At 74.7% G+C, this 23,134-nt stretch carries 17 protein-coding genes; 9 read left to right on the forward strand and 8 right to left on the reverse strand.

Annotated features, from left to right (window positions below):
• The first annotated feature begins 2 nt into the window (after nucleotides 1-2).
• From H288_RS0109375 to H288_RS0109390, 4 genes are all read left to right on the forward strand, one after another.
• The gene (locus H288_RS0109375) at nucleotides 3-599 is read left to right on the forward strand and encodes a rhodanese-like domain-containing protein (RefSeq protein WP_020092328.1); all 597 of its coding nucleotides are present in this window, start codon (nucleotides 3-5) and stop codon (nucleotides 597-599) included.
• 123 nt (nucleotides 600-722) lie between these two features.
• Nucleotides 723-1,541: a 3-methyl-2-oxobutanoate hydroxymethyltransferase gene (panB, locus tag H288_RS0109380; RefSeq protein ID WP_020092329.1), complete on the forward strand. Its 819-nt coding sequence runs from the start codon at nucleotides 723-725 to the stop codon at nucleotides 1,539-1,541.
• A gap of 13 nt (nucleotides 1,542-1,554) precedes the next feature.
• Nucleotides 1,555-1,836: a DUF333 domain-containing protein gene (locus H288_RS0109385; protein WP_020092330.1), complete on the forward strand. Its 282-nt coding sequence runs from the start codon at nucleotides 1,555-1,557 to the stop codon at nucleotides 1,834-1,836.
• Nucleotides 1,837-1,983: 147 nt separating this feature from the next.
• On the forward strand, nucleotides 1,984-3,540 hold the full coding sequence (locus tag H288_RS0109390) for a serine hydrolase (RefSeq protein ID WP_020092331.1): 1,557 nt from the start codon (nucleotides 1,984-1,986) through the stop codon (nucleotides 3,538-3,540).
• Nucleotides 3,541-3,546: 6 nt separating this feature from the next.
• On the opposite strand, the gene H288_RS0109395 is transcribed toward H288_RS0109390, so the two are convergent.
• Nucleotides 3,547-4,542, reverse strand: a complete 996-nt coding sequence (locus H288_RS0109395; RefSeq protein ID WP_020092332.1) for a membrane protein — start codon at nucleotides 4,540-4,542, stop codon at nucleotides 3,547-3,549.
• 218 nt (nucleotides 4,543-4,760) lie between these two features.
• Between H288_RS0109395 and thiE the strand changes: the two genes are divergently transcribed.
• From thiE to H288_RS0109410, 3 genes are all read left to right on the forward strand, one after another.
• Entirely contained in the window at nucleotides 4,761-5,489 is a 729-nt protein-coding gene (thiE, locus tag H288_RS0109400; protein WP_020092333.1) for a thiamine phosphate synthase, read from the forward strand.
• On the forward strand, nucleotides 5,486-6,301 hold the full coding sequence (gene thiD, locus H288_RS0109405; protein WP_020092334.1) for a bifunctional hydroxymethylpyrimidine kinase/phosphomethylpyrimidine kinase: 816 nt from the start codon (nucleotides 5,486-5,488) through the stop codon (nucleotides 6,299-6,301). Before thiE ends, thiD begins: the two co-directional genes overlap by 4 nt.
• A 136-nt stretch (nucleotides 6,302-6,437) precedes the next feature.
• Complete coding sequence (locus H288_RS0109410; RefSeq protein ID WP_020092335.1) at nucleotides 6,438-7,064, forward strand: XRE family transcriptional regulator; 627 nt, start codon at nucleotides 6,438-6,440, stop codon at nucleotides 7,062-7,064.
• Here H288_RS0109410 and H288_RS0109415 read toward each other — a convergent pair.
• The 6 genes from H288_RS0109415 to H288_RS0109440 all read right to left on the reverse strand — a co-directional run bounded on the left by H288_RS0109415 (nucleotide 7,039) and on the right by H288_RS0109440 (nucleotide 13,438).
• On the reverse strand, nucleotides 7,039-8,058 hold the full coding sequence (locus H288_RS0109415) for a helix-turn-helix domain-containing protein (RefSeq protein ID WP_042673838.1): 1,020 nt from the start codon (nucleotides 8,056-8,058) through the stop codon (nucleotides 7,039-7,041). The genes H288_RS0109410 and H288_RS0109415 overlap by 26 nt on opposite strands.
• A 252-nt stretch (nucleotides 8,059-8,310) precedes the next feature.
• A complete protein-coding gene (locus H288_RS0109420) occupies nucleotides 8,311-8,889 on the reverse strand; it encodes an ABC-type transport auxiliary lipoprotein family protein (RefSeq protein WP_020092337.1) in 579 nt (192 codons plus the stop codon).
• Nucleotides 8,890-9,010: 121 nt separating this feature from the next.
• Nucleotides 9,011-10,093, reverse strand: a complete 1,083-nt coding sequence (locus H288_RS0109425) for an MlaD family protein (RefSeq protein ID WP_020092338.1) — start codon at nucleotides 10,091-10,093, stop codon at nucleotides 9,011-9,013.
• Between the two features lie 146 nt (nucleotides 10,094-10,239).
• On the reverse strand, nucleotides 10,240-11,049 hold the full coding sequence (locus H288_RS0109430; protein WP_020092339.1) for an ATP-binding cassette domain-containing protein: 810 nt from the start codon (nucleotides 11,047-11,049) through the stop codon (nucleotides 10,240-10,242).
• 10 nt (nucleotides 11,050-11,059) lie between these two features.
• On the reverse strand, nucleotides 11,060-12,214 hold the full coding sequence (locus tag H288_RS0109435; RefSeq protein ID WP_026604795.1) for an MlaE family lipid ABC transporter permease subunit: 1,155 nt from the start codon (nucleotides 12,212-12,214) through the stop codon (nucleotides 11,060-11,062).
• Nucleotides 12,215-12,262: 48 nt separating this feature from the next.
• Complete coding sequence (locus H288_RS0109440) at nucleotides 12,263-13,438, reverse strand: MFS transporter (protein ID WP_020092341.1); 1,176 nt, start codon at nucleotides 13,436-13,438, stop codon at nucleotides 12,263-12,265.
• A 145-nt stretch (nucleotides 13,439-13,583) separates the two neighbouring features.
• Here H288_RS0109440 and H288_RS0109445 point away from each other — a divergent pair, with 145 nt between their 5' ends.
• Together H288_RS0109445 and H288_RS0109450 are read left to right on the forward strand one after the other, a co-directional pair.
• The gene (locus H288_RS0109445; RefSeq protein WP_020092342.1) at nucleotides 13,584-14,882 is read left to right on the forward strand and encodes a hypothetical protein; all 1,299 of its coding nucleotides are present in this window, start codon (nucleotides 13,584-13,586) and stop codon (nucleotides 14,880-14,882) included.
• A 103-nt stretch (nucleotides 14,883-14,985) separates the two neighbouring features.
• Nucleotides 14,986-15,426 carry a DUF1489 domain-containing protein gene (locus H288_RS0109450; RefSeq protein WP_020092343.1) on the forward strand — a complete coding sequence of 147 codons (441 nt, stop codon included), beginning with the start codon at nucleotides 14,986-14,988 and terminating at the stop codon, nucleotides 15,424-15,426.
• A gap of 71 nt (nucleotides 15,427-15,497) precedes the next feature.
• Here H288_RS0109450 and H288_RS0109455 read toward each other — a convergent pair whose 3' ends face one another.
• Nucleotides 15,498-22,901: a hypothetical protein gene (locus H288_RS0109455; protein WP_020092344.1), complete on the reverse strand. Its 7,404-nt coding sequence runs from the start codon at nucleotides 22,899-22,901 to the stop codon at nucleotides 15,498-15,500.
• Between the last annotated feature and the right edge of the window lie 233 nt (nucleotides 22,902-23,134).

Genomic DNA, 23,134 nt, shown 5'->3' on the forward strand with positions numbered 1-23,134 from the left:
CCATGCGGCGCCTCCTCCTGACCGGCCGGGCCGCGGCGGCCTGCGCCGCGCTCCTCTGCCTCGCCGCGGCGCCGGCCGATTCGCCGGTGAACGTGCCCGAGCCGGAGGGGCTCTACGCCGGCCCTCCGAAGGGCTACACGCCGCAGACCCTCAAGGGCGCCGCGGTGGTCGACGCCGACGCCGTCGCCGCCCTGATCGCCGGCCCCGACAAGCCGGTGCTGCTCGACGTGGCGGCGCCGGACCGCAAGCCGTCGAACTTCCCGGAGGGCCGCCTCTGGCTGCCGGTGCATCCGTCGATCCCCGGCGCCGTCTGGATGCCGGAGGCCGGCGCCGAGCCCCTGGCGCCGGCGCGCGAGGCGCTCTTCTACGCCCGCGTCGCGGCGCTGACCGGGGGCGACAAGGCGAAGCCCGTCGTGGTGTTCTGCCACGTCGAGTGCTGGGGCAGCTGGAACGCCGCCAAGCGGCTGGTGCTGAAGGGCTATACCGGCGTGCGCTGGTTCCCCGAGGGCGTCGAGGGCTGGCAGGAGATGCACGAGACCGCGAACCTGACGGTCGATCCGGACTGGAAGGCGGGCGCCGAGCCGCAGGCGGGGCGCTGACCCGCATCGCCGGGCATTGTAAGAGACGCCGCGGAACAAGGCTCGCGTGGCGGGGCGCGCCCTCTCCCGGGCGGGAGAGGGGGCCCGCGCCGCGTCCCGAGTGGCCGGAATGAGGTCTGAACCATGTCGCAGGTCGTGCAGTCCCGACGGCTCCGGGCGGTCGATATCGGCAAGCGCAAGGCCGAGGGGCGCAAGATCATCGCGCTCACCGCCTACCACGCCCACACGGCCGGCATCGTCGATCCCTATTGCGACTTCATCCTCGTGGGCGATTCCCTCGGCATGGTGATGCACGGGATGGAATCGACGATCCCCGTGACCCTGGAGATGATGATCCTCCAGGCCCAGGCGGTGATCCGCGGCACGCAGAAGGCGCTGGTCGTGGTCGACATGCCGTTCGGCTCCTACGAGGCGAGCCGGGAGCAGGCCTTCCTCAGCGCCTCCCGGGTTCTCAAGGAGACCGGCGCCGGCGCGATCAAGATGGAGGGCGGCGCCCATTTCGCCGAGACGGTGGCGTTCCTCGTCCAGCGCGGCGTGCCGGTGATGGGCCATATCGGCCTCACCCCGCAGGCGGTGAACACGATGGGCGGCTTCAAGGTCCAGGGCCGGGCCCCCGACGACGAGCGCCGCCTCCTGGAGGATGCCCGCGCCATCTCGGAGGCCGGCGCCTTCGCGATCGTGCTCGAGGGCATCGTCGAGCCGGTGGCGCGGGCGATCGCGACCTCCCCCCAGGTCACCGCCGCCACGATCGGCATCGGCGCCTCGGCGGTCTGCGACGGCCAGATCCTGGTGCTGGAGGACATGCTCGGCCTGTCCGAGCGCACGCCGAAATTCGTGCGCCAGTTCGGGAGCCTGCGGACCCACATCGAGGACGCCGTGAAAGCCTACGCGGACGAGGTCCGGGCCGGCCGGTTCCCGGCCGACGACCACACCTACGGTTAGGGCAGGGCGGCCCATGACGCGCATGATCGGACCGTGGAGGGCGCCCGCCGCGTGGCCTGTCCGCGCGCTCGCGGTCTGCGCCGCCCTTGCCGGATCCGGGCCGGCCCGCGCGCTGGAGAATCCGGCCTCGGCCTTCTGCGCGACGATGGGCGGGCAGACGATCCTCGCGAAGCTGCCCGATGGCGGCACGATCGGGCTCTGCGCCCTTCCGGGGCGGAAGATCGTCGAGGAATGGACGCTGTACCGGATGCTCCGCGGCGTGAAGCCGGCACCCGGCGCCGACCCGTTCCGCTAGCCCGGCCCGGTTCCCGAACAGTCTTCGTCCGTGTCCGTCAGGCCGGCCCGCGCATTCGCGGCGCGGCCCGGGGCGGCGCGATTGATTTCGGCGGCCCGACGATGCCACTCTCGAGGTCCGAGCTCTCTCAGGCGGGATCGACGACTCATGCAGCGGGCCCGATCGCGCCGGCGCCTCGTCGGCGCGTGCCTCGCCCTCGGCCTGATCGCGGCCGGGCCCGGAGCCGGATCCGCCGGGACGCTGACGCGGGCGCAGGTCGAGGCGCAGCTGCCGGCGCTGGAGGCGCTGGCGCGGCGGGCCGTCGACGCGGGCGCGGTGCCGGGCCTCGCGGTCGCGGTCGTCCTCGGCGACGAGACGCTCCTCCTGAAGGGATACGGCCTCAGGCAGGCCGGGAAGCCCGAGCCGGTCGGCCCCGACACGGTCTTCCAGATCGCCTCGCTGTCCAAGCCCGTCACCGCGACGATCGTGGCCGCCCTGGTGGGCGACGGGGTGGTCGACTGGGATTCGCGCGTCGCGGATCTCGATCCCGCCTTCCAGCTGCACGAGCCCTACCCGACCGCGCAGGTCACGGTGCGCGACTTCCTCAACCATCGCAGCGGCCTGCCGGGGACCGCCGGCGACGATCTGGAGGCGATCGGCTTCGGCCGCGACGCGATCCTGCACCGGCTGCGCCTCGCGCCGCCCGCCTCCAGCTTCCGCGCCGGCTACGCCTACAGCAATTTCGGCTTCACCGAGGGCGCGGTCGCCGCCGCGAAGCCGACCGGCCAGCCCTGGGAGGCGGTGGCCCGGGACCGGCTGTTCCGGCCGCTCGGGATGGCCGCCACCGGCACGACCCACGCGGATTTCCTCAGCCGGCCCGACCGCGCGGCGCTCCACGTCCGGGCCGGCGGCGTCTGGACCGCCAAGATCGAGCGCGATCCCGACGCGCAGGCACCGGCCGGCGGCGTCAGCAGCGATGTCCGCGACCTCTCCCGATGGCTGCGGCTCGTGATCGGCAAGGGCCGTTTCGAGGGCGCGCAGCGCGTCGCGGCCCCGGCCCTGGCGCAGACGCACGCCCCGCTCATGGCCCGCGGCCGCAACCCCGTGACCGGCGGCGCGTCCTTCTACGGCCTCGGCTGGAACGTCGAGTACGGCCGGCACGGCCTCGTCTGGGGCCACGCGGGCGCCTTCAGCGTCGGCGCGCAGACGCTCGTCTCGATCCATCCGGAGGCCGGTCTCGGGATCCTCGTCCTGACCAACGCCTTCCCGTCCGGCGTGCCGGAGGGGCTGGCCGACAGCTTCGCCGACCTCGTCTTCGACGGCCGCGTCGGCCGGGACTGGGTGACGGCCTGGGGCGCGGCCTACGAGAGCCTGTTCGCGCCGGGCATCGCCGCCGACAAGGCGGCCTACGGCACACCGCCGGCGCCGCCCGCCGCGCCCCTGGCGCTCTCGGCCTATGCCGGACGCTACGCCAACGCCTATGTCGGCGAGGCCGTGGTGGCGGAGGCGGACGGCGCCCTGACGCTGACGGTCGGCCCCGCGGGGGCGCGCCGCTACCCCCTCCGGCACTTCGACCGCGACCTCTTCCTCAGCTTCCCGGACGCCGAGGCGCCCGACCGCCCCTCCGCCGTCCGCTTCGCCATCGGCAGCGACGGCCGGGCCGCCGCCGTGACGGTGGACGCGCTCGACGCGAGCGGGCTCGGCACCCTGGCGCGGCGAGACTGACCGCCGTCACCCCGCCCGCCGCGACGGCAGCCGCAGGCCCGGGGCCGGGCGCTCCAGCAGCACCTCCCGGCGGAAGCGCACCAGCCGCGCCGGCCGGCCGGCGGCGCCGCTGGTCACGCTCTCGGTCTCCTCCACCAGCCCCTGCTGGGCCACGAGGCGCCGGAAGTTCTGCTTGTGCAGCTGCGTCCCCGACAGGGCCTCCACGGTCTTCTGCAGCTGCAGCAGGGTGAATTCCGGCGGCATCAGCTCGAACACCACCGGGCGGTACTTGATCTTGCCCCGGAGCCGGCCGATCGCGGTCGCGAGCACCCGCCGGTGGTCGAACGCCATGGGGACGCCGGTCGGGTCGTTCGGCAGGGCCGGGCCGGGATTGCCCCGCGCCTCCGGGATCAGCCCGGCCTCGAACAGCAGCTCGTAGCGCTCCAGGACGCGCTCCTCGTTCCACGTACCGCCGTTCATGCCGAAGGTCAGGCCGAGGCGGTCGAGGCGGCGGGTCCGGGTGGCGCAGTCCGCGGGCTCGGACGCCCATTCGGCGAGCCGCGCCTCGATGGCGTCGAGCTGGCGCGGGCGCCCCTGCCGGAAATCCTCGTAGGGCAGGTAGCGGTACCAGTTCTGCCACGCGGCCTCGGCGAGCCCCGCCGGCCGCTCCTCGCGGACGAGCGCCAGATAGGCCACCGAGAGCGAGTGCACCCCCGACAGGGTCGCCGTGCCGGAGCGGTCGCGGTCGCCGAAGGTGTAGAGCTGCTCCACGTAGCCGAGGCGCTGGTGCGTCTGCCGCTCCACCCAGGCGCGCAGGCCCCGCTCCAGCGTGGCGTGCTCGGGGACGAGGGGGCCGGCCGGCAGGCCGTCGCCGCGGCCGGGCGCCTGGTCGGGGACCCGGATCGTCAGGGCGCGCGGCTCCCCCTTGGTCGCGGCGACGATCACCGCGACGAGGCCTACGGAGGAGCGCTCCGGCGGGGCCTGCCCCCCGCGCGCGTCCGTCTGCGCCGCGGCACCCGTCATCGTTCCTCGACCGTCCGTCCCCCGGGATGCGCCGTAGCGGATCCCACCTATAGGGGGACAGGATCGCCGCGCGTCAACGCCGCCGTATGACGGAGCGGGGGGGGCCCGTCGACGCACCGCTGTCCACCCGCCGCTTGCCAACGCCGCGAGCCCTGCCCAAACAGGGGTCCGGGTAGGCTGGCACGGGACCGGCCGAGGCGGACCGAGCGACGACAGCGATGCCAGCGAGCGCGACTTCCCCCGCAGCTTCCCCCTCGACCCCGACCGGCAGCCGGGCCGTCGACCTGCGGCTCTACGGGCTCCTCGATGTCGGCGTCTGCGGCGCCGACGGGGCGCGGCTGGCGGAGCTCGGCGCCGAGGCGGTGGCGGGGGGCTGCACCCTGCTCCAGTACCGCGAGAAGTACATCGCCGATGCCCGCGCCGCCCTGGCGCGGATCCGGGCGATCCTGGCGGCGGTGGGCGGCCGCGTCCCGGTCCTCGTCAACGACCGCGTCGACCTCGCCCTCGCGGCCGGAGCCGACGGGGTGCATCTCGGCCAGGGCGACCTCCACCCGGCCGACGCCCGCCGGCTGCTGGGGGAGGGCGCGATCATCGGCCTCACCCTGAAGAAGCCCGCCCAGGCCGACGAATTGTACCGGCTGCCCGTCGACTACGCCTGCATCGGCGGCGTGTTCGCCACCACCAGCAAGGACAATCCCGACCCGCCGGTGGGCCTCGACGGCTTCGCCAGCATCGCCTTCCGCGCCCGCCTCGCCCGCGGAGCCGGCCTGCCGCTCGGCGCCATCGCGGGGATCGGGCTCGACAACGCCGCCGCGGTGGTCGCCGCGGGGGCGGACGGGGTCGCGGTGATCACCGCGCTGTTCGGCGCGGAGTCGGTGCGCCAGCGCGCCCGCGACCTGCGCGCGCGGATCGACGGCGCCCTGGCGGAGCGGGCCGGCGCCCGATGAGCGGCCCCGCGCCCATCGCGGTCACGATCGCGGGCTCGGATTCCGGCGGCGGCGCCGGCATCCAGGCGGATCTCAAGACCTTCTCGGCGCTGGGCGTCTACGGCGCCAGCGTGATCACGGCGCTGACCGCGCAGAACACGACGGGGGTCCAGGGTATCCACGACGTGCCGGCGGAGTTCGTCGCCCGGCAGATCGACAGCGTGTTCTCCGACCTCGCCGTGAGGGCGGTGAAGATCGGCATGCTGTCGCAGACCGCGGTGATCGCGGCGGTCGCCGACGGCCTGGCGCGCCACGCCGGGTCGATCCCGGTCGTCCTCGACCCGGTGATGGTCGCCACCAGCGGCGACCGGCTGATCACCGACGACGCCGTGGCGACGCTCCGCGAGCGGCTGCTCCCGCGGGCCGACCTGATCACCCCCAACCTGCCGGAGGCGGCGGTGCTCCTCGGCGAGCCCGTCGCCGCGGACGCGGCAGCGATCGTGGCCCAGGCGCGGCGGCTGGTCGCCCTCGGCGCCCGGGCGGTGCTGATCAAGGGCGGCCACGGCGCGGGGCGCGAGAGCATCGACCACCTCGTCACGGCGGACGGCACCCTGCGGACCCTGTCGGCGCCGCGGATCGCGACGCGCAACACCCACGGCACCGGCTGCACCCTCTCGGCGGCGGTGGCGGCGGGCCTCGCCCAGGGCTTGGCCCTGCCGGAGGCGGTGGCGGAGGCCAAGGCCTACCTCACGGCCGCCCTCGCGGCGGCGGACAGCCTCGCGGTCGGGACGGGGCACGGGCCGGTCCACCACTTCCACGCCGTCTGGACTTAGAGGCCGATCCGGCCGCCGCTTTCCGGTGCGCACGCCGCCGCGCACGCCGCCCGCCGCCTTGCAACCGGGCGTCGATTGCGTTTGAAGAAGCGCACGATCGTTCGGATAATGGAACGGTGCAGGCGGATCGGGGACGATGCAGGATCAGGCGGAACGGCCCGACCGGGCGCGCGGGCGCGACCTGCTGACCGGCGCGCAGGTGCTCTCCGGCCAGCTCGGCAAGACCATCCAGCGGCTGCGCAAGGCCTACAACCTGTCGCTCTCGGAACTCGCCGAGCAGTCCGGCGTGGCCAAGTCGATCATCAGCCAGATCGAGCGCAACGAGACCAACCCGACGCTGGCGACGATCTGGCGCCTGTCCCAGGCCCTCGACGTGTCGATCGAGCGGGTGTTGGCGGCCGGCGACGAGGAGCCGTTCATCGAGAAGACCTCCCGGGCCGACACGCCGATCCTCGTCTCCGAGGACGGGAAGGTGCGGCTGGCGATCATCGGCTGGCTCAAGACGATCGAGTGGCTGCAATGGTACGAGGTCACGGCCGACCCGGGCGGCGTCCTCGACTCGGACCCGCACCAGCGCGGCTCGGTGGAGTCGCTCTCGGTCACCGAGGGGGCGTTCGAGGTCGAGATCGGCGGCGTCGTGCAGCGGGCGCGGGCCGGCGAGACCCTGCGCTACCGCTGCGACCGGCCCCACCTCGTGCGCTGCACGGACGGTCCGGCCCGGGCCACCATGGTGGTGATCATGAAGGCCGCCGTGATGGAGTGAGGCGGCCCGGTCGGCCCTCCGGCCCACCCTCGGCGCCCCGCGCGAGGGCGCGCACGCGGTAGTCGCGGGGGCTCAGGCCGTAGCGCTCCTTGAAGCGGCGGGAGAAGTGGGACTGGCTGAGGAAGCCGCAGCCATACGCCAAGGTCCCCAGCGGCATGTGGAGGCAGCCCGGATCGGCCAAGCGCTTGGCGGCCGCCTCGAGCCTGCGGTGCCAGATCCAGTCGGAGACGTGCCGGTCCTGCGCGCGGAACAAGGCCTGCAGCCGGCGCAGGGACACGCCGGCCGCGGCCGCGAGCCGGGGCGGGTCCAGGGTCGGATCGTGGAGATGGGCCTCGAGATAGGCCCGGGCGCGCTGCACCACGACGCTGTCCTGGACGGGCCGCTGCGCCTCCCGCGCGAGCCGCTCCGCGAGGCTGGCGACGATGAGGTCGAGCCCCGTGGAAACCATGCTCTCGGCCACCTGGGGCGTCAGCCGGTCGCCCAGGCTGAGCAGGTTGCCCAGGAACGACCGGGTCAGGGTCGCGGTCGGCAGATCGCCGCCGACAGTCACGCCGGCGAACAGGCGTGCGGAGCCCAGAGCCCTCTCCAGCCGCTCCCGCGGGATCCCGATGGCCAGCACCTCGCTGTAGCCGCTGTGCTCGATCGTCCAGGGTGTATTCGTATCCCGGATCGAGAAGTCGCCGACCCGATCCGTGCTCGACCGATCGTACTGATCCGCGCGGACCTGTCCCGAGAGCACGATGCTCATGAACAGGTGGTCGGTCTTGTGGTTTTCATGGCGAAGCGTGCGCGGCGTCGTGGCCGCCCGCAGGTTGCGCAGCGCGAATTTCGTGAAGACCAGGCCGCCGATACTGGCCCCCTCGATCGTCGCGTGAAAGGGCTCGTCGTTGAGACAAGTCTGCGCCATCGGAACCAGGCGATCTTCGCAGATATCTCGCCAAAGGCGAAACTTGTCCTTCTCCAATACACCTTCAGTTGAGAACAGAGTCTGCATCGCGGCAGCCGTATGACCGCGATTGCTGCGAACCGCAACCGCGCCCCGTCCACGCACGCCGCCGCGGCGCCGCGGGACACGGATTGATCGGCAGGAAATCCCGCGCGCCCACGATGCACCGTCGGGCCCGTCCCATCACCCGTGGCGCCTGTCGGGCCGTGGAGCGGATCCGCGCGGCTGGCATTCGGAGGACGTTCCGTCGCGAGCGCCCCGCCCCGGCGGGGGCGTCGGCGCGGCCCGGCCGCGGGGCCGTCAGCGCCCGCTGTTCACCCAGCGCACCACGTCGGCCAGCACGATGCTCAGCGCCTGATCGAGGGCGCGGGCGCCGCTGCCGGCATCGATCTTGGACACCGGCACGCGGGCCGTGAAGATCCGCGCCGCCGCAACCCTGCCGGTGCCGTCGGCCACGAGCTTCAGCGACAGGTCGACCACCGCCTCGCCGGTCCCGGACTGCACGTCGAAGGCGCGGATCTCGCTGATCAGCTGGTAGTCGGCCACGACCTTGTCGCCGGGCCGGCTCACCGAGCGGAGCCGCCCGGAATTCTCCAGGCTCTGGATGAGCCGCGTCTGGATCAGGCGCGGCAGCCGGTCGGCCCACTGGCCGCCGCCCAGGAACGACAGGGCGCCGCCGTTCTCGCGGACGATGATCCGGTCGGCCTCGAAGGGCTGGATGCTCACCGGCTCCGAGACCGCGATCGAGCGGCCGGCCGCGATCGGCCGCCCCGCGGCCGGCAGCGCCGCGAGGTCGAAGGTGAGGGGCGCCGCGCCGCCGCAGCCGCCCAAGAGGGCGGCGAGCAGCGCGGCGGCGGCGATGTGGGACGAGCGGACCATACGCATGACCTGAAGGACCCCGCCGGCGAACGGCGGAGCTGTATAAGCTATGCGGTTAAAACTAATCCGCTGCGGCATCCGTGCCGTGCGCCGGGACACATCCGCCCGGCGACGCGGCATTTCACCGGCCACCGTTGTATTCAGGCAACGAAGGCTTGCCGCCGAAGATCACCTGGCTCGGGTCGCGCTCCAGGCTGCGCACCGTGCGGTTGAGGGTGCTCAGCGTCCGCTGCCCGTCGCCCGACAGGGCCTCGACCTCCCGGCGGCCGGTGCCGCTCAGCCGGCCGAAATTGGCCGAGATGCTGGCGGTGCGCTTGTCGAGGTTCTCCGACATGGTCCGGAACGCCTTGCCGGCGTCGCGCACCGAGATCGCCGCCGCGCGGATCTCCGTGAAGGTGCTGGAGCCCTCCTGGCCGGAGGCCGAGCCCAGGAAGCTCTGGGCGCCGTTCAGCACCGCGTCGATCTTGTCGGCCGAGGCGCTGAGCTTGCCGGCGAGCAGCCGGGCGTCGTGCAGGCCGGCCTCGATGTCGGGGCTGGCCTTGGACAGGGCGGCCGAGAAGCGGTCGGCGTTGTCGATCACCCGGCCGAGCTTGGCCCCGTCCACGGCCTTCACCAGCGCCGAGATGTTCGGGCCGGCATCGGCCAGCGTCTTCGAGAAGGTCTCGACATTGGTCAGCGACCGGTTGATCGCCCCCTCGTTGGCGGAGACCAGCCGGTCGAGGCGGGCCAGCATGTCGTCGGCCCGCTGCGCCACCTGGCGCGCCAGCGCCATCATGTCCTGCATGTCGGAGGAATCGGCGAAGATCGTCGGCGGCTCGCCGTTGGCCATCGGGGTCAGCACCGGCGCGTCGGCATTGCCGCCCGACAGGGAGATCACCGAGACGCCGGTGAGCATCGCCGAGTCGAGGCGGGCGCGGGTGTCGGCCCGGAGCGGGGTCGCGGGATCGACTTTGATCGTGGCGAGCACCCGGCGGGGATCCTGCGGGGCGAGGCGGATGTCGGTGACCTCGCCGACCTTGATGCCGTTGAAGTTCACGCTCGAGCCGCGCGACAAGCCCCCGACCGAGCCGGAGAAGACGATGCGGACGAGCTGGCTGACCTGCCGCGAGGAGCCGCCGGAGAGCCACAGCACGGTGCCGAAGCCCGCCAGGATGACGGCGATCGTGAAGGCCCCGATCAGGGCGTAGTTCGCGCGGGTTTCCATGCGCTCAACCTGCGGTTCTGGCCGGCGGAGATCCGGCCGGGCCTGGAGCCCCGGCTCCCGGAGGGGAGCAGGGCGGGATCTGGGTGGGACGGCGGCGATCGGGCATCGGGTCAGGCACGGGAGCAGGCACGGGATCAGGCATGGGATCAGGCATGGGCCGAGGCGCCCCCCGTCGCGATGGTCCGGGCGCGCTTGCCGTGGAAGTACGAGCGCAGCCAGGGATGGTCGCTCGCCAGCATCTCGTCGATCGTGCCGGCGGCGATGATCTGGCCGTCGCCGAGCGCCGCGATGCGGTCGCAGGCGGTGTAGAGGCTGTCGAGGTCGTGGGTGACCATGAAGACGGTCAGCCCCAGCGTCTCCTTGAGGGTCGAGACGAGGTCGTCGAACTCGCCCGCGCCGATCGGGTCGAGGCCCGAGGTCGGCTCGTCGAGGAACAGGATCTCGGGATCGAGCGCCAGGGAGCGGGCGAGCGCCGCGCGCTTGATCATGCCGCCCGACAATTCCGAGGGCAGCTTGTCGGCGGCGTCGGGCTTCAGGCCGACCATCTCGATCTTCAGCCGGGCGAACTCGTCGAGCAGGCGCTCGGACAGGTTCAGGTGCTCGCGCATCGGCACCTGGATGTTCTGCTTGACGGTGAGAGCCGAGAACAGGGCGCCCTGCTGGAACAGCACGCCCCAGCGCTGCTCCATCCGGCGCCGCTCCGCGTAGGTGAGCGCGTCGACGTCGCGGCCGAACACCTCGATGGTCCCGGCCCGCTTCGGGTTGAGGCCGAGGATCGTCCGGGTGAGCACCGACTTGCCCTGGCCCGAGGGCCCGACGAAGCCCAGGATCTCGCCGGCGCGGATGTCGAGGCTCAGGCCCTTCAGGATGTTGCGGTCGCGGAAGCCGACCACGAGGTCGCGCACGCGGATGATCGGGGCGGGGCCATTCGGCGAGGCGGTCATCGGGGCATTCATCGCGGCGGCCTCAGAAATCGATCGCGGCGAAGAACACCGCGAACAGGCCGTCGAGGACGATGACCATGAAGATGGACTTCACCACCGACGCGGTGACGTGACGGCCGAGCGATTCCGCGGAGCCCTCGACCGCGAAGCCCTCGATCGTGGCGATCACCCCGATCGTCAGCGCCATGAACGGCGCCTTGATCAGGCCGACCATGACGTGGTGGACGCCCACCGCCGCCTGGAGCCGGACCAGGAACTGGTCGAGGGTCAGGCCGCCGTAGAGCATCGCGGTGAGGCCGCCGCCGGCGAGCGCCGCGAGGTCGCCGATCAGCGTCAGCATCGGCAGGCCGATCATCAGCGCGAGCACCCGGGGCACGATCAGGATCTCGACGGGGTCGAGGCCCATGACCCGGAGCGCGTCGACCTCCTCGCGCATGCGCATGGAGCCGATCTCGGCGGTGATCGCCGAGCCGGAGCGGCCGGCGACCATGATCGAGGTGAGCAGCACGCCCATCTCGCGCAGGATCAGGAGGCCGATCAGGTTGACCACGAAGGTCTGGGCGCCGAAGCGCTGGAGCTGGAAGATGCCCTGCTGGGCGACGATGCCGCCCACGAGGAACGAGATCAGCACGATGATCGGCGTGCCGTTGAGCGCCACCTGCTGGATCTGGTTGATCAGGGCGTTGCCGCGGAACGTGCCGGGCCGCAGGGCGACGCGCCCGCAGGCGGCGATCAGCTCGCCCAGGAACGCGAGGGCGGTGACGAACTCGCGGCCGCCCTGCACGGTCCGGCGCCCGGTGGAGTCGAGCAGGCCGACGACCGGGCCGTGCCGCCGCGGCGGCGGCGCGTCCGGCTCGCGCAGCCGGACCTCGCCCAGCAGGGTGCGGTGCTCCGGGCGGGCGCCGAGATAGGTGAGGGCGCTGCCCGCCTGCTCGATCTCGGCGCGGGTCCGCTCCAGGACCCAGGCGCCGAGCGTGTCGAGGCGCTCGATCCCCGACAGGTCGACCGCCACCGGCCCGGCGCGGCCGGCCGCCGCGATGCGCGCGGCCGCGGCCTCGACGGTCGGGGCCTGGTCGGCGGTCCAGCGGCCGTCGAGCGCCAGGCGGCCGTCGGCCGACCGGTCCCGCAGCGCGGCGCCGGCCAAGGCGCCGGGAACAGTGCCCTCGCTCAGCAACACCCATACTCCTCGATCGAGGCACCACCCTGCCCGGCGGTTATGACGACATTACGGTTGACGATCCGTCTCCAACCTCACCCCCCGCGCGCGGCGGGACGCCAGGGCGAGGCCCAGGCCGGCGGCGGCGAGCGGCGCCATCAGCAGGAAGGCGAGGGGGCCGCCGGCCCGGTAGGCGACGCCGCTCCCCAGGGTCGCGACCACCGAGATCCCGGCATTGACCGCGCTGAGCGTGCCCTGCGCCCGGCCCCGCGCGCCGTCGGGGGCGTAGGCCGAGACCGCCGCCATGGCGCCGAGCTGGGTCGCCCCGAAGGTCAGGCCGTGGAGGCACTGGAGCGGCACCAGCGCGGCGAGATGGTCGCCGAGGAGGTACATGCCGATCGCCCGCAGGATCGCCGCGACGGCCCCGGCGCCGAGGAGCCGCACCGGGCCGCGCCAGGCGGCGGGCAGGGCGGGGAGGCCGGCGAACAGGGCGATCTCGGCCAGCACCCCGGTCGCCCAGAGCGCGCCGACCCAGGTCGGCGGGATGCCCTGGCCGGTCCAGTAGATGCTGCCGAACCCGTAGATCGCCCCGTGGCTCGCCTGGATCGCGGCCGCCGCGCCGATGCACAGCCAGAGCCGCCGCGGCAGCCGCGTCCGGCCGTCGCCCGCCGCCGACGGCGGCAGGGCCGCCACCGCGCGGCTGCGCCACGCCACCAGACCCGCGCCGAGGGCGAGGCCGGTCAGGAGCAGCGGCACGGCGAGCCGGCCGCCGAGCGCCGTCAGCAGCAGCCCGCCCGCGAGGTTCGCCAGCAGGAACGCGATGGAGCCCGCCATCCGGATCCGCGCGTAGGTCAGGCGGGCGTCTTGGCGCACGGCCGCGAGCGTCAGGTAGTCGATGCAGGGCACGAGCGGCGCGCCGGCGACCGCGTTGAGCACGATCAGCCCGGCCAGCAGCGGCCACCCGATCCCGGCCGCGGCGGGCATCAGCGCGTAGGTCAGGCTCAGGGCGAGGCTGCCGAGCAGGATCAGCCGCCGGGGCCCGAGGCCGCGGTCGAGGAGGCTCATCAGCGGCGCCGTGGCGGCGATCCGCGTGGCGATCGGCAGGGCGAGGAGGAGACCGATCACCCGGGCATCGAGCCCCAGGGCGTCGAGCCACAGGGGCATGAACGGCATCGCGATGCCGATCTCGGTGAACACCACGGCGTAGAGCAGCGACAGGCGCGCCGGGCCGGACGGGCGGGGCAAGGCGGGTCTCGACGAGCGGGGTGAGCAGGGAGGTGGGACCGGGACGGCGTCCGTAAGCGCCCGTTAAAGGCCCTCTGTCAAATTCGCCGCGATTGGCGCGCATCGGGGCCGCCGCCGCGCCCGCATTCAGCGTCCAGAGAGGCCCATGTTCGGTTCCGTCAACCCGAGCGCGCACGCTTCGGCCGAGTACGAGGCGATCGAGGCGACGATCAGCGCCAGCGAGCGCGGCCGCTGGTTCCTCGCCGAGTACGCCCGGCGCAACCGGGGCGCCGAGACCGAGGTGCTGCTCGGGGCGATCGCGCGGCTGGAGCGGAGCGTCACCGCCGACCGCGGGCAGGAGGCCTTCGGGCACCTGCGCGGCAATCTCCTCGATATGGCCGACGCGATCAGCCGGACCAAGGGCGAGATCGCGGCGCTCAACACCCCGAACGGCGACGAGACCCGGCTGACGCAGGCGTCCCTCGCCCTCGACGCCATCGTGCGCGAGACCGAGCAGGCCACCTCCGACATCCTCAGCGCCGCCGAGTCGATCCAGGAGGCGGCCTGGACCCTGCGCGAGCACGGGGCCGAAGCGCAGGCCTGCGACGCCCTCGACCGCCACGCGACCGCGATCTACACCGCCTGCTCCTTCCAGGACCTGACCGCGCAGCGCACCGCCCGGATCGTCTACACCCTGCGCTACCTGGAGGACCGGGTCTCCGCGATGATCGCCATCTGGGGCGAGGACGCGGTCCGGGTGCCGCCCCACCGGGGCGCGCGGCCGGCCGGCGAGCCGGCCGATCTGAACCAGAGCGACATCGACCGCTACATCGCCATGGACGTGCCGGCCGTCACGGTGGCGGCCCTCGTGGCCCGCCCCGGCAGCCCGGCGCTGCACGAGGATCTGGTGTTCCTGCCGGTCCAGGCGGAGGCCCGGGCGCCGGAGGCCGAGCCGGAGACAGAGGTCGCGGCCGAAGCGCCGGCCGCGCCGGAGCCGGTGGCAGAGGCCGAGCCGGACGCCGTGTCCGAGCCGGGGGGAGTGGCCGCGCTGGCATTCGCCCCGGAGCCGGACCTCGCCGCGCCGGGGGACGGGTCGGAGGCCGCACCCGCGGCCGACTTAGAGGCCGGCTTGGAGGCCGGCTCGGAGGCCGATCTGGAAGCGGACTGGGCGGTCGATCTCGAGGCCGCCCCGGAGCCGGAGCCGGCTCCGGAGGTCGCCTCCCTTCCCGTCGCCGATCCGTCCGCCGCGGACGCGCCGGAGCCCGCCACCGCGATCGAGGAGGCGTTCGAGGCGGACGTCGAGGCGGACGTCGAGGAGGACATCGCGCCGGACGTGGTCGACCTCACCTGGGGCGAGACCGTCGCGGCGGCGCCCCAGCCGGCGATGCCGCCGGAGGAGCCGGCCCTGAGCTTCGCCGAGATCGACGCGCTGACGCCGGAGCAGCGGCTCGCGCTCTTCGCCTGACGGGTCCGGCCCGGCGCCGGCGCTCCGGCGCAGTTCGACAGGCGCGCGCCGGCGCGGACCCTGCTATCAGGGGCGCCCCCGGCACCCCCGAGCACGCGCATCCGTGGCCCTGCACCTGATCAAGCTCTGCGTCGGCCCCGCCACCATCGCCGATCTCGAGGCCCGGCAGGCCCGCTTCCGCGCGGAGGCGCTCCGGGACGGCCGGCAAGCGGCGCCGTTCCACGTCACCCGCACCCTGCCCAAGCGCCACCGGGAGATCACCGGTCAGGGCTCGATCTACTGGGTGATCCGCGGGACGCTGTCCTGCCGGCAGGCGATCACCGCGATCGAGCCGCTCACCGACGCGGACGGCATCCCGCGCTGCCGGCTGGTCTTCGATCCCCGGCTCGTCCCGGTGGCGCCCCGGCCCTACCGGCCGTTCCAGGGCTGGCGCTACCTGACGGCCAGCGACGCGCCGGCCGATCTCGGGGCCGAGGCCTCGGGAGACCTCGCCGAGATGCCCGAGGCCCTGCGGCGCGAGCTGGTCGGCCTCGGCCTGCTGTGAGGGCGCGACGGGTCTCGTCGCCCCCGGTCAGGCGCCCGCCGGCGCCGCGAGCGGCCCCGGCGGGATCGGTCCTACGCCCCGTCGAAGCGCCCGCTGGCATGGGCCAGCATGGTGTAGACCTTGCCGGTCTCCGAGGTCAGGTAGGCGTCGGTGCGCTTGGCGTCGCTGTCGTTCTTGACCACGTCGCCGAGCAGGCGCTCGAACTCGCTGACGTAGCGGTCGACGCTGCGGCGGAACTCCGCGTCGGTCCTGTACCGGCGCTGGATCTCCGCGAAGGTGGCCCGGCCCTGCGGCGTGTAGATCCGCGGGTCGAACAGGTTCGGCTCGCCCCGGCGGTACCGCTCCCACAGGTCGACCGCGGTCCGGTGCTCGATCATCTTGGCGATGTCGGTCGAGATCGTGTCGAGGGCGATCCGCCCGGTCTCGGCGGCCGCCACCGCGGGGCGGCGGGCCGCCGGCGCGGGCGCCGGGGCGGCGGCCGGCGCGTCGGCCGCCGGCTCCTCGTCGTCGTCCAGCGAGGCGCGGGTCAGCAGGTCGGACAGCCAGCCGCGCTTGTCGCCGGCCTGCGCCGGGCGGGCGGTCGCGGACGGGCGCGGCGCCTCGATCTTGGCCGCGGCGGGCCGCGGCGTCGCCGCGGGCGCCGGCAGGGCCGGAGCCGCGGGGGCCGCCGTCGGCATCGCCGGTGCGACCGGGGCCGCGGCGGGCGCCGCCGCCGCGACGGCGCGGCCGCCGCTCTCCGCGACCCGGCGCTGGGGCTGCGCCTGCGGCTGGGCGACGTCGACCGAGCGGCCGGAGCGGGAGACCAGGGACGACAGCTCGTTGAGGGCCTTGATCTGGTCCGCTACCACCCGGCGCATCTCGCCGGTTGCGTCCTGCGTCTCGCGCGGCAGCTCGAGGACGCCCTTGGCGAGCTCGGCGCGGGTCGCGTCGAGTTCGCCGCGGATCGAGCCCGCCATCTCGCGCAGGGCCGAGAAGGAGTCGCCGAAGCTGGCCTGGGCCTCCTGGAAGCCGCTGCGCATCTCGCGGGCCGCCTCCTCGATGACCTGCCGGACGCCCTGGGCGGCCTTCTCGCCCTCGGCGCTGGCGCTGTCCTTCAGGTCGGCGAAGGCGCTCGTCACCGAGGCCCCGGCGCCCTGGGCCGACTGGGCCAGGGACTCGCCGACGCTGCGGGCACGCTCCTCGGCGGCGCGCAGGGTCTGCTCGATGGTCTGGGCCAGGGCGGTGCCGTTCTGCTCCAGGGCGGCGGCCCGGGCCTCGAACGCGGCCAGAGCCTCGGTCAGCTTGGTCTCGCGGCCCGACAGGGCCGAGTCCAGGCGCTCCTCGATGGCCGCCAGCGAGGCCGCGGCCCGGTCGAGGGCCGCCACGTGCGCGGCGGTCTGCTCGCCGAGGGAGCGGCCGCGGCCGTCGAGGGTCTCGGCGAGGCGCGAGGCCTCGCTGAGCGCCCCGTCGGCGGCGCCGCGCAGGGCCTCGACCTGGGCCGAGACGCCGGCGCTGGCCCGGCCGGTCTCGGCGGCGATGCGCTCCAGCGCCCCCTGGACCTGCTCGATCCGGCCGGCGAGACCCTGCTCGATCGCGCCGAGGTTGGTGTCGGCGCCGGCCACGAGGTCGGTCAGCGCCGTGTTGGCGGCCTCGATCCGCTGCAGCAGCGCGCCGAGCTCGCGGCCCATCCGGTCGTTGGTCTCGAACAGCTCCGAGAGCGTGCGGCCCGCGCCGTCCTCGACGGCGGCGCGCAGCAGCTCGGCCGAGGCCCGCGACTGCACGGCCAGCTCCTCGGTCCGCTCCCGCAGGCTCTCGGCGAGCGGCATTCCGGTTTCGGCGAGCGTCCGCTCGATCGCCTCGGCCCGGTCCGACAGGGCCCGCGACAGGTCCATCATCGGCCCGTCGATGGCGCTGCGCAGGCGCTCGACATGGCCCTCCAGGCTGTCGCCGACGGCGCGGCCACTGCCCTCGACGCTGGCGAGCAGCGCGCCGCCGCGCTCCTCGATGGCGCGCACCAGGGTCTCGGCGCTCTCGGCGAGGCGGCGGGACAGGGCCTCGCCGCGGGCGTCGACCAGGGCACCGAGCGCCGTGGCGCGGCGCTCGAACCCGGCCCCGAGGGCCTCGGTGCGGGCGTCGATCAGGCCGGCGAGCGCGGCCTCGCGGCGGCTGAGCGTCTCGGCCAGGGCCGCGTTGTGGGCCTCGACCTGCTCGGCATGGGCGCGGGCCCGCTCGTCGAGGGCGGCGACCAGGGACGCCGTGCGCTCGTCCATGAGGCCCGCGAAGGCCTCGTGGCGGTCGTCGAAGGCGGTGGCCAGGGTGTCGGCGCGCTGCGCCACCAGGGTCGCGAACAGCCGCATGCGGCTGTCGATGCGCTGCGTGAAGGCGTCGGCGCGGGCGTCGACGCCGCGGGCCAGGGCCTCGCTCTGCGCCTCGACGGCCTGCGCCAGGGCCGCGGTGCGGCCCTCGACCACGCCGTCCAGCTCCCGCAGCCGGGCGTCGAAGGTCTCGACCAGGGCGCCGGTCCGGCCCTCGACGGCGCCGTCCAGGGCGCGCAGGCGGGCGTCGAAGGTCTCGACCAGGGCGCCGGTCCGGCCCTCGACGGCACCGTCGAGGGCGCGCAGGCGGGCGTCGAACACCTCCACCAGGGCGCCGGTCCGGCCCTCGGCGGCCGCCACCAGGGCCTGGCCGCGGTCCTCCAGCAGGCCCTCGATCGCGGCGCGCGCCTGCTCGAAGGTCGCCCGCAGGGTCTCGACGCGCGCGTCGACCCGCTCGGACACGTCGCGGCCGGTGCCCTCGACAAGGGCGCCGAGGCGGTTCTGCACCCGGTCGAACAGAGTCTGCAGCTCGCCCGTCCGCTCCTTGAGGGTCTCGGCGAGGCGGTTCTCGCGCTCCTCGAGCAGGCCGGCGATCGCCGGGTTCACGCCCTCGATCGTGGTCTGGAGCGCCTGGGTGCGGTGCTCGATCGTGCCGGCGATCTGGCGGCCGCGGGTGTCCACGAGGCGGTCGATCTCGCCCTGCGCCCGCTCGAACAGGCCCTGAAGGTCGGACAGGCGGGTGTCCAGCAGATCCGCCATCTGGGCGGGCGCCGCGTCGAGGGTCGTGCGCAGGCCCTCGGTCCGGGCCGCGATGGCGTCGGCGACCTCCTGGCCGCGCCCGTCCACGAGGTCGCGCAGGCCGGCCTGGGCCTCCTCGAACAGGGTGTGGAGGCGCTGCGTGCGGGCGTCGAGGGTGGCGGCGAGCTGGCGCTCGCGGGTCTCCACCAGCGCGGAGACGGCGGCGGGCGCCTCCTCCAGCACCGCGCGGAGGGACTGAATGCGGGCGTCGACCGCGGCGGCGAAGCGGCCGCCGCCGCCCTCGACCACGCCGTCGAGGGCCGACTGAGCCTCCTCGAACAGGGTGCGCAGGGCCTGGGCCCGGGCGGTGAGGGTGTCGGCGAGGCGGGTGCCGCGGCCGTCGACCAAGCTCTCGAGGTGGCCCAGCCGCTCGTCGAACAGGCTGCCGAGCTGGCGGGTGCGGTCGTCGAGGGCGCCGGTGGCGGAGCCGAACGCGCCCTCCAGGGCGGCGACCATCGCCTGCCCGCGGCCGTCCAGCGCCTCGTGGATCGGGCCCATCCGGCCGTCCAGGGTGGCGGCCAGGGTGCCGGCATGGTCGTCCAGCAGGACGCGGATCTGGTTGGTCCGGTCGTCCAGCAGGGTGTGGACCGAGCGGACGCCCTCGTCGAGGAGGCCGCTGATGTCGGCCGTGCGGCTCGACAGGGTGTGGCCCAGGCGGCCCTCGCCGGCATCGAGCATCCGCTCGGCGTCCGCGATGGTCTGCTGGAGCTTGGCGAGCACGCTCTCGCCGCGCTGGTCGATGAGTTCGGCCAGCGAGGTGCCGCCGCGGTCGAGCAGGCGGGCGAGCTCGGTGATCCGGCCGCCGATCGCCCCGAACACGGCGCGGCCCTTCTCGTCGAGCTCGCCCGACATGGCGGCGATGCGCTCGTCGATCAGGCGGCCGATGAGGTCGGCGCGCTCCGCGAAGGCCGCGTGCACGGCCTCGGTGCGGGCGGCCAGCGCCGCGTCGGCGTTCTCGGTGCGCTCGTCCACCAGGCGGATCATCGAATCCGCGCGGTTCGCCAGCGCGGCCTCGAGGCCGCGGGTGGCCTCCTCGATGGTGCCGGTGAGGGCGCGGACGCGCTCGGCCATGGCGCCGTCGAGGCCGCCGGTCCGGTCGGCGATCATCGCCACGAGGTCGCGGGTCCGGCCGGCCAGCTCCTCGTCCACCGCGCGGGTGCGCGCCTCGATCAGGCGGATCGCCTCGAAGGCCTGGACGCCGAAGCTCTCGTCCACGAGGCGGGCGCGCTGGTCCAGGGTCTCGGCGATCGCCTGCAGGCGGCCGATGACGCCGGTGTCGAAATGGCCGGCGCTCTCCTCGATCCGCCGGGCGATCTCGCCCGTGTGGCGGGCGATGTCCTGGCCGAGCCCGGAGGTGCGGCCCTCCAGCATCTCCATCAGACCGCGATGGCCCTCGGCCATGACGCGGGCCATCTCGTCGGTCCGGGCGCGCAGCGCGTCGTCCACGGCGTTCGCGCGGCTGCCGAGATGGTCGTCGATCTGGCCGACCAGCGCCGCCACGGCGGCCGCGATGGCGGCGGCCCGCTCGGCCGAGCGCGTCTCCAGGCCGCCGAGATGGGTCTCGATCAGGCTGCCGGCCTCGCGGGCCCGGGTGGCGATCGTCTCGGCGACGGCCTCGCCCTTGCCGGTGAGGAGGCGGTCCATCTCCTCCAGCCGGGCGCCGACAGTCTCGCCCAGCGCGGCGGTGTCGCGGTTGATTCGGTCGGCCAGGATGTCGCCGCGGGCGATGGTCTCCTGCAGGGCGGCGAGGCGGTTGCCCAGCGTCTCGTCGATCGCCCGGACCCGGCCGTCGGCGGTCTCGGCGAAGCTCGCGCCGGTCTGGCTGAGGGTGTCGGCGATGCGGGCGCCCTGGCTCGCCACGGCGAGCACGATGTCGCGGCCGGTGCCGCTGATCCGGGCCTGGGTCTCGTCGGCGTGGCCGGCGAGCAGCTCGGCGACGCTCCGGCCGTGCTCGCCGAAGGCCGCCTCCATCTCGCCGATCCGGGCGGCGAGGTCGGCCGAGATCGCGCGGGCGGCCTCGGCGAGGCTGCCGGTGGCGTCGCCGGTCCGGGCGGCGAGCTCGCGGTTGAGATCGTCCAGGGCGGCGCGGACCGCCGCGACGGCGTCCGTGCCGCGGGCGCCGAGCTCGGTGCCGGCCCGGTCGGCGGCGTCGCGGAACCGGGCGGTGAGGATCGCGGTCTCGGCCTCGACCGCGCCGGTGACCTCGCCGGAGGCGTTGCGCAGGGTGTCCAGGGCCGCGGCGAGCCGGGCGGCGGCGTCCCGCGTCTGCGTCTCGGCGGCTTGGCTCGCCTGATCGGCGGCGGCCCGCAGCGCGGCGGCCGCCTCCTCGGTCCGCGCCGACAGGGCGGCGGCGGAATCCGCGACCCGGCGCTCGAACACCCGCACGGCCTCGAGGGTCCGGGCCTCGACCGCGCCGGTGGCGTCCTCGGCCGTGCCGCGCAGGGCATCGGTGGCCGCCTCGGCCCCGCGCCGGAGCGCCGCGACCGCCTCGGCGGTGCGGCCGTCGATCTCGCCCGACAGGCCCTCGACGGTGCCCCGCAGCGACTGGACCGCGGAGGAGGCCCCCGTCTCGAAGCCCCGGCCCAGGGCCGCGAAGGCGGCCTCGAGGTTGGCCGCGACCGTCTCGGTCCGGTGCGCGATGCTGCCGCCGGCCTGCTCGGCCGCCGCCGCGACCCGGTGCTCCAGGTCCGCGGCCCGGACCGTCACGGTCTCGTCGAGGCGCGCCGCGATGCCGTCCATCCGCTCGGCGAGGGCGCCGCCGCGCTCCGACAGGGCCTCGGCGATCCGCTCGGCGGTGCCGACGAGGTCGTCGCGCACGGCGCCCGCGCGGGCCGCCAGGGTCTCGCCGGCGCCGCTGGCGGCGAGCGCCAGGGCGGCCTGGGCGTCGCGCCCGCGGCCCTCGATCGTCTCGGCGACCGACAGGCCGGCGCTCTCGATCTCGGCGCGCAGCGCGAGGCCGCGGCCGGCGATGTCCTGGGTCAGGGCCGAGCCGGTCTCGGCGAAGCGGGCGGTGATCTCGGCGCCCATCGCGCCGAAGCGCTCGGTCAGCTCCGAGCCGCGCGACAGGAAGGCGGATTCGAGCCCCGTCACGGAGCGCTCGAAGGTCTCGCGCACCGTGCCGGCCTGGCGCTCCAGCGCGTCGCTCACGCGGCTGCCGGTCTCCTCCAGGGTCCGGGTGAGGGCGCCGGCATTCTCCGACAGGCGCTCGGCCAGGGCGGTGCCGGCGGCCTGGAAGGCGCCGGTCGCCGTGCCGGCGCGGTCCTCGAAGCTGCGGGTCAGGGTCTCGCCGACCTCCTGGAAGCTGCCGCGCACCTCCTGGCTGGTGGCCGCCAGCGTGTCGATCAGGTCGCTGCCGCGGGCGGTCATCAGGTTGACCACCCGGTCGCCGGCCTCGCCCAGGGAGGCGGTGATCGCGGCGCCGCGGGTCTCCAGCGCGCCGGTCACGCGCTCGCCCGCGCCGGTCACCGCGGAGACGATCCGGTCGGAGGCACCCTCCAGGTCCTGGCTCAGGCTCTGGTGCGACCCGGTGATGGCGCTGCGCACCCGCTCGGCGTTGGTGACGATCGCCTCGCGCTGGGCCACCAGCTCGTCCACGAGGGAGCGGATCCGGATCTCGTTGTCGGAATAGGCCCGCTCCAGGGTGGCGATCTCGCCGCGCACCAGGGTCTCCAGCTCGCCGGCCCGGGCGAGCGCCCGCTCGACGCCGTCGCCCACCGCCGCCACCTCGCGGCGCACGGTCTGCGACATGGTCAGGACCGCGTCGGTGGAGAAGCTCTCGGGCTCGGCCAGGCGCACTGCGACCTCGCCGACCGCGCGGGCGACGAGGCGCATCTCCTGGGCGCGCACCGCCAGCATGGCGGCGATCACGAACAGCACCACCGGACCGAACAGGGCCGCGGCGCCGACGCTCGCCTGGAGGGCCGAGAGGCCCGACAGGACGGCGCGCAGGTCGCCGTCGGACTTCGACCACGCGACCAGCACCAGGGCGCCGATCCAGACGGCGCCGGCCGCGAGGGCGAGCAGGTAGGGCTTGGGCGAGGAGCGCACCCGCAGGGTCTGCTGCAGGATGCCGATGTTGCGCCGGTCGTCGTTGGCCACGAGCGAGCGGTCGGGGGGCAGGAGGCCGCCCTCGCGGCGGGGGCGGTCCAGGCCCGGCGGCGGCAGGTCGGAGGCGAGCGGCGGGTCGAGGTCGAGGCGCGGCGGCATGGTCCGGCCGGCGTCGAGACCGCCGTCGCGCAGCGGGTCGGCGTCACCGACATCGGGCAGGCGCGGCTCGGCGCGGCCGTCGGTGCCGTTCGGCGTCAGGGCGTCGAGGTTCAGCGCCTGCTCGATCGCAGAGAGCGCGGCCTCGGCCGGGTCCTTCAGCTTCTTCTCGGTCGCCATACAACGCCTCGTTACACGGGTTCACCGGCGCCTGGAGAGGCTTGAGCCGGAGACGCAACGCCCCGTTTACCATTACAAGACTAAACTCGGGCAGCGACTGCCGATACCCGAGCCCTCGACCGGCCCCAGAAAAGGTTAACCGAATGGTTACCGGGCCCGTCGCTCGCCGCCTCCACCATCCTGCCGCAGGGGAGGGGTCGGGCGCGATCCCCACCCGGCGAATCAGGGGGTGA

It is taken from the genome of Methylobacterium sp. 285MFTsu5.1, from assembly GCF_000383455.1.
Taxonomy (GTDB): domain Bacteria; phylum Pseudomonadota; class Alphaproteobacteria; order Rhizobiales; family Beijerinckiaceae; genus Methylobacterium.

Bases quoted from the DNA above. Each gene is read 5' to 3' on its own strand.
- H288_RS0109375 (WP_020092328.1), top strand. From the start codon at position 3: ATGCGGCGCCTCCTCCTGACCGGCCGGGCCGCGGCGGCCTGCGCCGCG.
- panB (WP_020092329.1), top strand. From the start codon at position 723: ATGTCGCAGGTCGTGCAGTCCCGACGGCTCCGGGCGGTCGATATCGGC.
- H288_RS0109385 (WP_020092330.1), top strand. From the start codon at position 1,555: ATGACGCGCATGATCGGACCGTGGAGGGCGCCCGCCGCGTGGCCTGTC.
- H288_RS0109390 (WP_020092331.1), top strand. From the start codon at position 1,984: ATGCAGCGGGCCCGATCGCGCCGGCGCCTCGTCGGCGCGTGCCTCGCC.
- H288_RS0109395 (WP_020092332.1), bottom strand. From the start codon at position 4,542: ATGACGGGTGCCGCGGCGCAGACGGACGCGCGCGGGGGGCAGGCCCCG.
- thiE (WP_020092333.1), top strand. From the start codon at position 4,761: ATGCCAGCGAGCGCGACTTCCCCCGCAGCTTCCCCCTCGACCCCGACC.
- thiD (WP_020092334.1), top strand. From the start codon at position 5,486: ATGAGCGGCCCCGCGCCCATCGCGGTCACGATCGCGGGCTCGGATTCC.
- H288_RS0109410 (WP_020092335.1), top strand. From the start codon at position 6,438: ATGCAGGATCAGGCGGAACGGCCCGACCGGGCGCGCGGGCGCGACCTG.
- H288_RS0109415 (WP_042673838.1), bottom strand. From the start codon at position 8,058: ATGCAGACTCTGTTCTCAACTGAAGGTGTATTGGAGAAGGACAAGTTT.
- H288_RS0109420 (WP_020092337.1), bottom strand. From the start codon at position 8,889: ATGGTCCGCTCGTCCCACATCGCCGCCGCCGCGCTGCTCGCCGCCCTC.
- H288_RS0109425 (WP_020092338.1), bottom strand. From the start codon at position 10,093: ATGGAAACCCGCGCGAACTACGCCCTGATCGGGGCCTTCACGATCGCC.
- H288_RS0109430 (WP_020092339.1), bottom strand. From the start codon at position 11,049: ATGAATGCCCCGATGACCGCCTCGCCGAATGGCCCCGCCCCGATCATC.
- H288_RS0109445 (WP_020092342.1), top strand. From the start codon at position 13,584: ATGTTCGGTTCCGTCAACCCGAGCGCGCACGCTTCGGCCGAGTACGAG.
- H288_RS0109455 (WP_020092344.1), bottom strand. From the start codon at position 22,901: ATGGCGACCGAGAAGAAGCTGAAGGACCCGGCCGAGGCCGCGCTCTCT.